Genomic DNA, 11,860 nt, shown 5'->3' on the forward strand with positions numbered 1-11,860 from the left:
CGGCCGGCCGGAACGGCACGGCGGGCCGGGCCCGCGCGCGGTCGGGATCAGGCGCGGTAATCCTCTTCCTCCTCCAGCTCGAGCGGCTGCTCGTCCTCGTCTTCATCCTCGTCGGCAGTCGCCGCGTCCTGGTTGGCATCGGCCCTGGCCGGGCCCTGTTGGCCGGCCTGGGCCTCGGTGGCCGCCTGCTCGGCCGCCTGCTTGTCGGCATCGGCCGAGCGGTCGGTCTGCGCGAATGCCAGCGCGATCGCGGTCAGCGCGACCGCCAGCAAGGCCACGGCCAGGGTTCGGATCCGGAATTTCATGTTCTGCCCTCCTGTCGGGGTGGAAGCGCTGCGGGCGGCCGCAGCCACCGGCCGTCTCCCCCGGGCGGCGTCCCAAAGTTACGCCCGGGCGCCGGCACGCGACGTGAACACCGGGCGGACAGCGGCGCGATCAGTAGTGGAAGGTGAAGAACTCGCAAATGTGCCCCATCGCCGAGCGCCAGCGCGCGAGCAGCGCCGGATCGGCGTCCTCGTCGAACTCCTCCACCGCGGTCAGCAGGCTGTCGACCCAGTACGGATACAGCGCCGGCGGCACCGGCGCGCGGCCCTGGCGGGCATGGACCTCGGCCATGTGCGCGCAGGTCCGGGCGACCATCGCGCTGCCGCCGGCATGCAGGATCGCCACGCTGATCCCGCGCCGCAACGCCAGCCGCTGGGTCTGGAAGTCGGTGCGGGCGAACATCGGCTCCACGTCCGGATGGCTGGCCATGAAGATCTCGTAGAAACGCTCGATGAATCCGCGCCGGGCCAGACAGCGGCCGTAGCTTTGCTGGAGGTCGTTGAAGGTGTCGCTCATGACGGGCTCCGTGTCGGTGGCGGGCGAGCTTGCCGGGCCCGGCCACCGCCGCGCTTGACCGCGGTCAAGCGCGCGGCCGGCGGGGCCGATGCCCTAGCACAGCCGGGCCGGTTTGGCGCGGTTGAAATTCCCGCCCCGCCCCCCGACCATCGCTGCACGCACCACCGCAGTCCGACACCCGCGAACCGACCGGTTCGCCCTGATGAGCCCGCCTCGATGAGTTCCCGCTACAACGCCGCCGATATCGAAGTCCTGTCCGGCCTGGACCCCGTCAAGCGCCGTCCCGGCATGTACACCGATACCGCGCGACCGAACCATCTGGCCCAGGAGGTGATCGACAACGCGGTCGACGAGGCCCTGGCCGGCCACGCGAAATCGATCGAGGTCGTCCTGCATCCGGACGGCAGCTGCGAGGTCGCCGACGACGGTCGCGGCATGCCGGTCGACATCCATCCCGAGGAGGGCATTCCCGGCGTCGAGCTGATCCTGACCCGCCTGCATGCCGGCGGCAAGTTCAGCAACAAGAACTACACCTTCTCCGGCGGCCTGCACGGCGTCGGCGTCAGCGTCGTCAACGCGCTGTCCACGCGGGTCGAGGTCTACATCAAGCGCGACGGCAGCGAGCACCGGATGAGCTTCCGCGACGGCGACCGCGACACCCCGCTGGAGGTGGTCGGCAGCGTCGGCAGGAAGAACACCGGCACCCGCGTGCACTTCTGGCCGGACCCGAAGTATTTCGACACCCCGAAGTTCAACCTGCGCTCGCTCAAGCATCTGCTGCGCGCGAAGGCGGTGCTGTGCCCGGGACTGACGGTGAAGCTGCACGACATCGCCAGCGACGAGAAGCTCGAGTGGCACTACGAGGATGGCCTGCGCGACTACCTGCGCGGCGAACTGGTCGAGCGCGAGCTGCTGCCGCCGGAGCTGTTCGTCGGCAACCTCAGCAAGGACACCGAGACGGTCGACTGGGCGGTGGCCTGGGTGATCGACGGCGAGCTGGTCCAGGAAAGCTACGTCAACCTGATCCCGACCGCCCAGCACGGCACCCACGTCAACGGCCTGCGCACCGGCTTCACCGACGCCCTGCGCGAGTTCTGCGACTTCCGCAATCTGCTGCCGCGCGGGGTCAAGCTGGCCCCCGAGGATGTCTGGGACCGGGTCTCGTTCGTGCTGAGCCTGAAGATGACCGACCCGCAGTTCAGCGGCCAGACCAAGGAGCGGCTGTCCTCGCGCCAGGCCGCCGGCTTCGTCGAGGGCGCCGCGCACGATGCCTTCAGCCTGTGGCTGAACCAGCACGTCGAACTCGGCGAGAAGATCGCCCAGCTGGCGATCGAGCGCGCCTCGGCGCGACTGAAGACCGAAAAGCAGGTCACCCGCAAGAAGGTCACCCAGGGCCCCGCCCTGCCCGGCAAGCTGGCCGACTGCACCAGCCAGGACCTGTCGCGCACCGAGCTGTTCCTGGTCGAGGGCGACTCCGCCGGCGGCAGCGCCAAGCAGGCGCGCGACAAGGAGTTCCAGGCGATCATGCCGTTGCGCGGCAAGATCCTGAACACCTGGGAGGTCGCCTCCGGCAGCGTGCTCGCCTCGCAGGAAGTGCACGACCTGGCGGTGGCGATCGGCTGCGACCCGGGCAAGGACGACATCGGCGGCCTGCGCTACGGCAAGGTGATCATCCTCGCCGACGCCGACTCCGATGGCCTGCACATCGCGACCCTGCTGTCGGCGCTGTTCCTGAAGCATTTCCCGGCCCTGGTCGCGGCCGGCCACGTGTTCGTGGCGATGCCGCCGCTGTTCCGCGTCGACCTGGGCAAGCAGGTGTTCTACGCCCTCGACGAGGAGGAGAAGCGGATCCTGCTGGAGAAGATCGAGCGCGAGAAGGCGGAGAAGAAGAAGGGCTCCGCCGGCGCGGTCAGCGTGACCCGCTTCAAGGGCCTGGGCGAGATGAACCCCTCGCAGTTGCGCGAGTCGACCATCCACCCCGATACCCGCCGCCTGGTCCAGCTGACCGTCGAGGATGCCGAGGGCACCCGCTCGCTGATGGACATGCTGCTGGGCAAGAAGCGCGCCTCCGACCGCAAGGCGTGGCTGGAAACCAAGGGCGACCTGGCGACCCTGGAGGTCTGAGCCCTCGCAGGGTTCCCGTAGGAGCGGCGCAAGCCGCGCGATCGGGCCTTCCCAGAAAAGCGTCATCGCGGCTTGCGCCGTTCCTACGGGTCCGCGCGGACGTCCACTTCGGCCGCCCCCGGCGCCAATGCATCCAGGAACGCCGACAACACCCGGTCGCGGTGCTTGTCGCGATGCACGACCACGCTCAGCCAGCGATCCAGCTGCAGGAACGGCGTGTCGAGCACCACGATGCCCGCACCGGCCGCGCCCCGCAGCGCGATCTCCGGCAGGCAGGCCAGGCCCAGCCCAGCCATCACCGCCTGCTTGACCGCCTCGTTCTGGCCCAGCTCGATCGCGACCTCGAACGGCCCCAGCGCGGACGCCGCGGCCTGCTCGAAGCGCTCGCGGCTGGCCGAGCCGGGTTCGCGCAGCACCCAGCGCTCGCCATGCAGGGCATCCGCCGTCAACGCGCGCCCGGCCAGCGGGTGGCCGTCGCGGGCGCAGACCACCAGGCGATCGCGGCGCCAACGCCGCTCGACCAGCTCGGGGCGATGGGTCGCGCCCTCGACCACGCCGACGTCGATCGCGAACCGGCACAGCGCGTCGGCGATCGTCGCGGTGTTGTCGACCTGCAGGCGGATGCGCACGCCCGGATGGGCCTGCACGAAGCCGCCGAGCAGGTCGGCGACCAGGTAGTTGCCGACCGTGTTGCTGGCGCCGATGCGCAGCTCGCCGGCCAGCTGACCGCCATCGGGACCGAACTGGCGCTGGATCTCGACGATCCGTGCCAGCACGTCCTCGGCCCGGGGCAGCAGCGCGCGGCCCTGGCCGTTCAACTGCAGGCCACGCCCGACCCGGTCGAACAGCGGCGCCCCCAATAGCCGTTCCAGCTCGGCCAGCGAAGCGCTGACCGCCGACTGGCTCAGGTGCAGGACCTCGGCGGCGCGGCGGACCCCGCCCTCGCGCGCGACCGCGCAGAACACCCGCAACTGGCGGGTACCGATCGCCGCAGGCAGGGGCGCGGCGGATGCCATGGGAGTGGCGGCCATCGAACACACCCGTTAGTTCTGAAATTACGAACATCATATTCGTAATAATTTTATTTTATCGATCAGTGATCGCGCCTAGAGTGCGCCCATCACGCCAATGGGCCACACCATGTTCCGCCGCCTGCTCCCCCAAGCCTCCCCCCTGCCCGGCCTGGCCCTGGCCCTGCTCTGCGGTCTGGCCGCGATGGCCCTGGCAACCTTGCCGCCGTTTCCGCAACTGCATCTGGGCGGGCTGACCCTGGCGATCGTGCTGGGCCTGCTGGTCGGCAATCTGGTCCTGGAGCCGTCCACCGCGGCCGGCCGCCGGGACCGGCGGCTGGGACCGGCCTGCGCACCGGGGCTGGCGGTGGCGCAACGGCAGTGGCTGCGCGCGGGCGTGGTGCTGTACGGGCTGCGGCTGGATCTGGGCGACGTGCTCGCGCTGGGCGCGCCGGTGCTGCTGCTGGACGCGACGATCGTGGTCGGCACGCTGGCCCTCGGGCTTTGGATCGGCCGGCGCTGGCTGCGGCTGGACCGGCAGACCGTGCTGCTGACCGCCGCCGGCAGCGCGATCTGCGGCGCCGCCGCGGTGCTGGCGACCGAGCGCAGCCTGCGCGCGCAGCCGCACAAGGTCGCGATCGCGGTGGCGACGGTGGTCGTGTTCGGCACCCTCAACATCTTCCTGTACCCGTTGCTGCAGCAGTGGACCGGCCTGGAGCCGCGGCTGTTCGGCGTCTACACCGGCGCGACCGTGCACGAGGTCGCCCAGGTGGTCGCGATCGGTCAGCAGGTCGGCGGCGAGGCCGCCGACACCGCGGTCGTGGTCAAGCTGGCGCGGGTGTTGTTGCTGGTGCCGTTCCTGCTGTGGCTGGGCTGGAGCGACCGCCGTCGCGAGCGTGGGCGTGCCGCCGATGCCGGCCCCGGCGGCGTGCTCGCCAGCGTGCCGTGGTTCGCGCTGGGCTTCGTCGCGATGACCGTGGCCAACACCTGGCTGCCGATACCGGCCGCACTGCGCGACGCGCTGCTGGTCCTCGACACCGTGCTGCTGGCGGCGGCGATGGCGGCGCTGGGCGTCGGCACCCGCGTGTCCAGCCTCAAGGTCGCCGGACCGCGCCCGCTGGCCCTGGCCGGCCTGCTGTTCCTGTTCCTGACCCTCGGCGGCTACGGCCTGACCGTGTGGTTGCTGGGCTGAACGCCGGTTCGCGGGCGCCGCGGCTCAGGCGCGGCGACGCCCGACCAGGAACACCCCGGCCAACACCAGCACGGTGCCGGCGATCTGCCAGGGCCCCATCGACTCGCCCAGCAACAGCACGCTCAGCACGATCGTCGAGACCGGGCCGATCATGCCGATCTGGGCGGCGCGCGCCGAGCCGATCCGCGCCACCGCCATCATCACCGCGAGCACCGGCAATACCGTACACACGGTGCCGTTGAGCAACGACAGCCCGTAGACCTCCGGCGCCAGCGTCAACAGCCCGTCGAGTGGGCGCAGCAGCAGGTACTGGACGATGCAGAACACGCAGGCGACGGTGCTGGCGTAGGCGGTCAGCCGCACCGCCCCGACCCGCTCGACGATCTCGCCGCTGCCGATCAGGTAGAGCGCGTACGACAACGCGCTGCCGAACACCAGCGCACTGCCGAGCACGATGTTGCTGCCGCCGACCTCCAGGTCGTGCCCGATCGCCAGCACCACGCCGGCGTAGCTGACCAGCAACGCGAGCACCTGGGCCCGGCTGGCGCGGCGGCCGAGGAACAGCACGCCGATCAGCAGCACCAGGGTCGGATTGAGATAGAGGATCAACCGCTCCAGGGTCGCGGTGATGTGGGCCAGACCGGCGAAATCGAGATAGCTGGCCAGGTAGTAGCCCAGTCCGCCAAGCACGACGATGCGCACGCGGTCGCCACCCGACAACGACGGCGAGCGCCGCCACGCCCACGCGGCCATCAGCAGGAACAGCGGCAGCGCGACGATCATCCGCAGCGCCAGCAGGGTCACCGCGTCGACGTCGTGGCGGTAGGCGAGCTTGACGATGATCGCCTTGCCGGAAAACGCGATCGCACCCAGCGCCGCCAGCAGCACACCGCGCAGGTGGCTTTCGGGAATCTCGGCATGGGTCGCGGCGACCGCCTCGCCGGCCCCGGCCGCGACCGGCGCGACGTCCAGGGGCTGGGCCAGTTCGGCGTCGACCTCGCGTTCGGGGTCGGCACCGCTCACGCGCGCGCGCCGGCGCGTGTCAGAGCGTGCATTCGAGCAGGCGCCGCAGCAGCGGTTGCAGGCGCGCGGCGCGCTCCGGGGCGTACTCGAAGCTGTCCTCGTCCATGTAGTTGATCTGGGCCAGCTCCAGTTGCACCGCGTCGATGCCATCGTCGGGGCGACCGTAGTGGCGGGTGATGTAGCCGCCCTTGAAGCGTCCGTTGACGATGTGGCTGTAGTCGGACTGCCCGGTCAGCACCGCCTCCAGCTTCGCCGCCAGTCCGGGGCGGCAGCTGGCGCCGCCGGCGGTGCCCAGGTTGAGGTCGGGCAGCCGCCCCTCGAACAGGAACGGCACCACGCTGCGGATCGAGTGGCCTTCCCACAGCACCGCGCGACCGTGCTCGCTCTTGAGCCGGGCAAGCTCCTCGCCCAGCGCCTGGTGGTAGGGCTGCCAGTAGTGGCGCACGCGCGCGGCGACCTCGTCCGCGTCCGGCGCCTGGCCGTCGAGATAGACCGGCTCGCCGTCGAAGCGCACCGCCGGGCACAGCCCGGTGGTGTTCTGGCCCGGATACAGCGACACGTCGTCCGGCGGGCGGTTGAGGTCGACCACGTAGCGCGAATGACGCGGCGCCAGGATCGAGGCGCCCAGCTCGCGGGCGAACGCGTACAGCACCGAGACGTGCCAGTCGGTGTCGGGCGCACGGCGCGCCGTCGGCGTCATCCGCGCGGCGAGATCGTCGGGAATCAGGCTGCCGTCGTGCGGCAGGCTGATCAGCAGCGGCGCGTCGCCGCGATGCAGGGTAAAGATGTCCATCGGCGTATTTTAGCGGCCCGGTGCCGCAGAACCTCGCCTCGCCTCAGCGCAACAGCACGATCTCCTCGGCGCTGGTCGGATGGATCGCGACGGTATCGTGCAGGTCCCGCAGGGTGATGCCCTTCTTCATCGCCACCGCGAAGCCCTGCAGGATCTCGTCGGCCGCCTCGCCGAGCAGGTGCAGGCCGACCACCCGGCGCTCCTCGCCGACGCAGACCAGCTTGAACAGGCTGCGTTGCGGACCGTCGACCAGGGCCTCCAGCATCGGCCGGAAGCCGGTGCGGTAGACATGCACCGCGGCATCGCCGTGACGCTCGCGCGCCTGCACCTCGGTCAACCCGACCGTGCCCAGCGGCGGATGCGAGAACACCACCGTCGGCACGTCGGTCTGATCCAGCGAGGGGTCGGCGGCGCCGCCGAACAGGTGGCTCATCAGCCGTCGCGCGGCGGCGATCGCGACCGGAGTCAGGGCAATCCCGGCGGTCACATCACCGACCGCGTGGATGCCCGGCGCGGAGGTCGCATGACCGGCATCGACGCGGATGTGGCCGCCGTCGTCGATGTCGACGCCGACCGCGTCCAGTCCCAGTCCGGCGGTGTTCGGCGCGCGTCCGGTCGCGAACAGCACCTGGTCGTAGGGGCCGTGCTCGCCACCGGCGGCATCGCGTACCCGCAGGCGGCCTTCGCCAGTGCGCTCCAGGGCCGCGACCGGACAATCCAGGTGCAGGCGGACCCCGGCCTGGCAATAGTCCTCGGCCAGTTGCCCGGCGATCGACGCGTCGAAACCGTGCAGCAGGCGCTCGCCGCGCACCAGCATCTCGACATGGCTGCCCAGCTGTTGCAGTACGCCGGCCAGCTCCACCGCGATGTAACCGCCGCCGACGATCGCCACCCGTTGCGGGGCCGCGGTCCAGTGGAAGAAGTCGTCCGACACCGCGCCCAGCGGCGCCCCCGGGATGTCCGGGCGCAGCGCATGGCCGCCGGTGGCGATCAGGATCCGCGGTGCCTGCAGGCGCAGGCCGTTGTCGCACTCGACCGTGCCGCCGCCCGCCGCGGCGCGGGCGAGCAGCCGCGCGCGGCTGGGCATGTGGACGATGCCGGCCGCATCCAGGCGGCGCCGGTAGCTCTGGTGGATGTTGTGGATGTAGCGCTCGCGATGGGCGATGAAGGTCGGCCAGTCCAGTCGGCCCGGCGCGCCCTGGAAACCGAGCGTTTCCGCCATGCCGATCATGCGGCCGACCTCGGCGGCCAGCCACATCGCCTTCTTCGGCACGCAGCCGACGTTGACGCAGGTGCCGCCCAGCGCCGACGGCTCCAGCAGCGCGACCCGGGCGCCGTGCTCGGCGGCGCGGAACGCACCGGCCAGACCGCCGGAACCGCCGCCGATCACGATCAGGTCGAATTCGCCCGCGGCGCAGGCGGCGGATTCGGTGGACTCGGACACGACAGCCTCACGAGGGGACGGGAACAGGCTTCTTTCTACCAGCCGCGCGCGCCGGGGGGCACCCCTTATTGGGCACGCTCAGCGGACGAAGCGTTCCATCCGGAACGGCGCCGGGTCCAGCGCCGGTGTGCGTCCCGCCATCAGGTCGGCCAGCAACTGCGCGGTCGCCGCGCTCATGCTGACGCCCATCATGCCGTGCCCGGTCGCCAGCCACAGTCCGTCGCGCCCCGGCACCGCACCGATCACCGGCACGTCGTCGCGGCTCATCGGCCGCCACCCGTACCAGCGCTCCTGCACCTGCGGGCCGACCGGGTCGTGCAGATATTCGGCCGCGCCGCGCTCCAGCGCCGCCAGCCGTCGCGGATTGAGCGAGGTGTCGTAGCCGGAGAACTCCATCGTGCTGCCCAGGCGGAAGCCCTGGTCCCATACGGTCACGCAGACCGAGCGCTCGTGCAGCACCAGCGGGCGCCGCGGCACCCGCGCCGGACGGCTGTAGGTGATCGAGTAGCCCTTGCCCGGCTGCAACACGCGCTTGAGCATCGGCACCCCGAACGCATCGGCACGCTGCGGCGACCAGGCGCCGGTCGCCACCACCACGTCGCGCGCCTGCACGGCGCCCTGCGCGGTCTCCACGCGCACCCGCCGACCGGCCTCGATCGCGCTCACCTCGCAGTGCTCGCGGATCGTGCCGCCGCGTTCGCGCACCGCCCGCGCCAGTTCGGCCACGTAACGGTCCGGCCGCAGCGAGGCGTCGCCGTCGAAACGGATCGCGCCGGCAATGCCGGGCTTGAGCGCCGGCTCCATCGTCTCGTAGGCGGCGCCGTCGAGCACCTCGACCGGCACGCCCAGCTCGCGCAGCAATTCGACCTCGCGCAGCCCGTGTTCGAGCTCGCGCGGATCGCGGAACACGTAGTCCTCGCCGGAGGGCTGGAACTCGCACTGCAGACCGAAGCGCGACACCCAGTCCTCGATGCGCGCGCGCGAGTCGTTCAGCATCGCGCCCTTGGCGGCCGCGCTGGCGCGCCAGTCGCGCTCGTTGCAGCGTGCGGCGAAGTGCAGCAGCCAGCGCCACAGCAGCGGATTGATTCCCGGCTTGACGTACAGCGGCGCGTCCGGGGTGAACATCCACTTCAACGCGGTCGCGACCATGCCTGGCGCGGCCAGCGGCGGCGCGTGGCTGGGGGTGATCGTGCCGCAGTTGCCATGCGAGCTGCCGCCGCCGATGCGGCCGGCGTCGATCACGGTCGCTCCGCGCCCGGATTCGAGCAGGGCCAGTGCCGACGCCAGGCCGATCACGCCCGCGCCCACGATCACGACGTCTTCGTGCTGTGTCATCGATGCTTTCAGGAAATCACGTCAGGGGAGGAAGCGGGCCGCCGCAGCGGCGGCAGGGCCCGGTAGCTCAGGCCACGCCACAACCACTCGACGGGCCCGAAACGGAAGCGTGCCATCCACAGATGGGCGATGACCAGCTGCGCGGCGAACACCGCCAGCACGCCGGCGACCTGCGCACCGCGGCCGACCTCGCCCCACAGACCCAGGCCGTAGCCATAGAACACCCAGGTGCCGATCAGCGACTGCATCAGGTACAGGCTCAGCGCCATCCGTCCGGCCGGCGCCAGCATTCGCAACCAGCGCCCGTCGCGCCGCATCGCGAGCACCACCCAGCCGAGATACCCCAGGCTCAGCAACGGCGCGCCCGCCGCCTGCAGCGTCATCGCCAGCAGCGCGGCGGCGTCCAGGTCGCTGGCCAGGTCAGGGGCCGGATCGATCGCCACGCCAGCCAGGGTCAGCGCCAGGCCCGCCGGCGCCGCGGCGCGGACGAAGCCGCGGAACAGGCGCGAATGCGCGGTCGCATCGCCGGCGCCGCTCATGGCGCCACTGCCCACCAGCCAGGCGCCGAACAGGAACACGCCCAGCGCCATCGGCAGGAAGAACAGCATGTCGCCGAGGCTGTCGAGCAGGAACCGGATCCGGAACAACGTCGCCGCCGCATAGCTGCCGGCCGAATAGGCGGCGACCTCCCGATCCCGCAGCGCGACCTGCATGGCCTGTCCGGCCGGATCGGCGTCGGCGCCGCCGGCCAGCGCGACCGTCAGCGCCATCAGCCCCAGCAATACGACCACCGAGTAGTACAGGCCGGCACCCCACAACCACAGCCGGGCCGGTGCGATCCGTTGCAGACAGGCCAACAGCACGAATGCCGCCAGCGCATAGCTGACCAGGATGTCGCCGGCCCAGATCAGGCAGGCATGCACCAGTCCGATCGCCAGCAGCCCCGCGGTCCGGCGCAGGTAGAACGGCACGAAGGCGCGACCGGCCGCCTGCGCACGCGCCCGCATCACCGCGAAGCCCATGCCGAACAGCAACGAGAACAGCACCCAGAATTTGCCGCTGACCAGGACGTAGATCGCCGCGTCCAGCCACAGGTCGATACCGCTGGCGGCCGGATCGATGCCATCGACACGCGCGACCAGCGGCAGGCTGAACCACTCGACGTTCATCAGCGCGATGCCCAGCAGCGCCAGCCCACGCAGCACGTCCAGCGTCGCGATCCGCTCCTGCCGTGTCAGCGGCGCCCAGTCGTTCGCCATCCCGGGGCCTGCGCCCATCTGCATCGCTCTGTACCGTCCGGAGCCGCGAGTGTAGACGGCGGCGCCCGCCCACGGCGATACCGACCATGGCCGCAACGCCGACGGCCCGCGCGAGGCGGGCCGTCGGATGCTGCGCGGATGCCGCTCAGGAGCGCGATCAGTGCTCGACGCCGCCCTCGCCGTGCACGTGGCCGTGCTCGACTTCCTCGGCACTGGCCTCGCGGACCTCGACGATCTCCACCGCGAAGTGCAGGTCCTTGCCCGCCATCGGGTGGTTCAGATCGACATCGACCACGCTCATGCCGACCTTGACGATGGTCACCGCGCGCGGGCCGAAGTTGGTCTGCAGGATCGCCTGCATGCCCGGAGCGACCTTCTGGCCCTTGAAGTACTTCTTCGGCACGCGCTGGGTCAGGCCTTCCTTGATCTCGCCGTAGGCGTCGGCCGCGGCCACGTCGACCTCGAACGTATCGCCGGCCTCGCGCCCGTCCATTGCCTGCTCAAGCCCCGGAATGATGTTGTTGTGACCGACCAGGATCACCAGCGGATCGCGGCCCTGGGAGCTTTCCAGCGGTTCCTGGCCCTCGGACACCGGGCTTTCGGAGACGGTGTAATGGAAACGGACGACGCGGTCTTTCTCGATCTTCATGGACTGGGCGACTCGATTGCAGGGCCGCACGGACGGCGACCGGATGGAAGACGTGGTCCCGGCCATGGCGCGCCCGCAGGCCGCCCGCCGGAACGGTGGATCGGCGACGGATCCGCAGCGGAACTTGTCGCCGTCGCGTCCAGCGGCCAAGCTACGGCCATGGACAGGACCGCGCATTATCCCGGCAACGC

General features: G+C 71.0%; 11 protein-coding genes. 2 read left to right on the forward strand and 9 right to left on the reverse strand.

Translation table 11 applies throughout. From position 1 onward, the window contains the following. Positions 1–47 precede the first annotated feature (47 nt). Positions 48–305: a hypothetical protein gene (locus tag FKV24_RS15000; RefSeq protein WP_141482962.1), complete on the reverse strand. Its 258-nt coding sequence runs from the start codon at positions 303–305 to the stop codon at positions 48–50. A 130-nt stretch (positions 306–435) separates the two neighbouring features. After that, entirely contained in the window at positions 436–840 is a 405-nt protein-coding gene (locus FKV24_RS15005) for a globin (RefSeq protein ID WP_111266929.1), read from the reverse strand. A gap of 216 nt (positions 841–1,056) precedes the next feature. Between FKV24_RS15005 and parE the strand changes: the two genes are divergently transcribed. Further along, complete coding sequence (gene parE, locus FKV24_RS15010) at positions 1,057–2,964, forward strand: DNA topoisomerase IV subunit B (protein ID WP_141482963.1); 1,908 nt, start codon at positions 1,057–1,059, stop codon at positions 2,962–2,964. Between the two features lie 83 nt (positions 2,965–3,047). Here the strand turns inward: parE and FKV24_RS15015 are convergent, their stop codons facing one another. After that, entirely contained in the window at positions 3,048–3,995 is a 948-nt protein-coding gene (locus FKV24_RS15015) for a LysR substrate-binding domain-containing protein (RefSeq protein WP_249041043.1), read from the reverse strand. Positions 3,996–4,104: 109 nt separating this feature from the next. Here FKV24_RS15015 and FKV24_RS15020 point away from each other — a divergent pair, with 109 nt between their 5' ends. Then, positions 4,105–5,166, forward strand: coding sequence for a YeiH family protein (locus FKV24_RS15020; RefSeq protein ID WP_141482964.1), 1,062 nt, complete (start codon positions 4,105–4,107; stop codon positions 5,164–5,166). Positions 5,167–5,190: 24 nt separating this feature from the next. Here the strand turns inward: FKV24_RS15020 and FKV24_RS15025 are convergent, their stop codons facing one another. The 6 genes from FKV24_RS15025 to FKV24_RS15050 all read right to left on the reverse strand — a co-directional run bounded on the left by FKV24_RS15025 (position 5,191) and on the right by FKV24_RS15050 (position 11,669). Beyond that, the gene (locus tag FKV24_RS15025) at positions 5,191–6,078 is read right to left on the reverse strand and encodes a DMT family transporter (RefSeq protein WP_211371885.1); all 888 of its coding nucleotides are present in this window, start codon (positions 6,076–6,078) and stop codon (positions 5,191–5,193) included. A gap of 130 nt (positions 6,079–6,208) precedes the next feature. After that, positions 6,209–6,982 carry an N-formylglutamate deformylase gene (gene hutG / locus FKV24_RS15030; protein ID WP_141482965.1) on the reverse strand — a complete coding sequence of 258 codons (774 nt, stop codon included), beginning with the start codon at positions 6,980–6,982 and terminating at the stop codon, positions 6,209–6,211. Positions 6,983–7,025: 43 nt separating this feature from the next. After that, positions 7,026–8,426: a glutathione-disulfide reductase gene (gene gorA / locus FKV24_RS15035; protein ID WP_249041044.1), complete on the reverse strand. Its 1,401-nt coding sequence runs from the start codon at positions 8,424–8,426 to the stop codon at positions 7,026–7,028. Between the two features lie 78 nt (positions 8,427–8,504). Beyond that, on the reverse strand, positions 8,505–9,761 hold the full coding sequence (locus FKV24_RS15040; RefSeq protein ID WP_141482966.1) for an NAD(P)/FAD-dependent oxidoreductase: 1,257 nt from the start codon (positions 9,759–9,761) through the stop codon (positions 8,505–8,507). A gap of 8 nt (positions 9,762–9,769) precedes the next feature. Beyond that, entirely contained in the window at positions 9,770–11,044 is a 1,275-nt protein-coding gene (locus FKV24_RS15045; RefSeq protein WP_249041045.1) for a DUF418 domain-containing protein, read from the reverse strand. Positions 11,045–11,177: 133 nt separating this feature from the next. Then, positions 11,178–11,669: an FKBP-type peptidyl-prolyl cis-trans isomerase gene (locus FKV24_RS15050; protein WP_111266935.1), complete on the reverse strand. Its 492-nt coding sequence runs from the start codon at positions 11,667–11,669 to the stop codon at positions 11,178–11,180. Positions 11,670–11,860: the final 191 nt, after the last annotated feature.

Origin of the sequence: Marilutibacter maris, from assembly GCF_006546735.2 — a bacterium.
GTDB lineage: Bacteria > Pseudomonadota > Gammaproteobacteria > Xanthomonadales > Xanthomonadaceae > Marilutibacter > Marilutibacter maris.

Excerpts from the sequence above, each read along its gene's own strand:
- FKV24_RS15000 (WP_141482962.1), bottom strand. The coding sequence starts at position 305 with ATGAAATTCCGGATCCGAACCCTGGCCGTGGCCTTGCTGGCGGTCGCG.
- FKV24_RS15020 (WP_141482964.1), top strand. The coding sequence starts at position 4,105 with ATGTTCCGCCGCCTGCTCCCCCAAGCCTCCCCCCTGCCCGGCCTGGCC.
- parE (WP_141482963.1), top strand. The coding sequence starts at position 1,057 with ATGAGTTCCCGCTACAACGCCGCCGATATCGAAGTCCTGTCCGGCCTG.
- FKV24_RS15040 (WP_141482966.1), bottom strand. The coding sequence starts at position 9,761 with ATGACACAGCACGAAGACGTCGTGATCGTGGGCGCGGGCGTGATCGGC.
- hutG (WP_141482965.1), bottom strand. The coding sequence starts at position 6,982 with ATGGACATCTTTACCCTGCATCGCGGCGACGCGCCGCTGCTGATCAGC.
- FKV24_RS15050 (WP_111266935.1), bottom strand. The coding sequence starts at position 11,669 with ATGAAGATCGAGAAAGACCGCGTCGTCCGTTTCCATTACACCGTCTCC.
- FKV24_RS15005 (WP_111266929.1), bottom strand. The coding sequence starts at position 840 with ATGAGCGACACCTTCAACGACCTCCAGCAAAGCTACGGCCGCTGTCTG.
- FKV24_RS15015 (WP_249041043.1), bottom strand. The coding sequence starts at position 3,995 with ATGGCCGCCACTCCCATGGCATCCGCCGCGCCCCTGCCTGCGGCGATC.
- FKV24_RS15045 (WP_249041045.1), bottom strand. The coding sequence starts at position 11,044 with ATGCAGATGGGCGCAGGCCCCGGGATGGCGAACGACTGGGCGCCGCTG.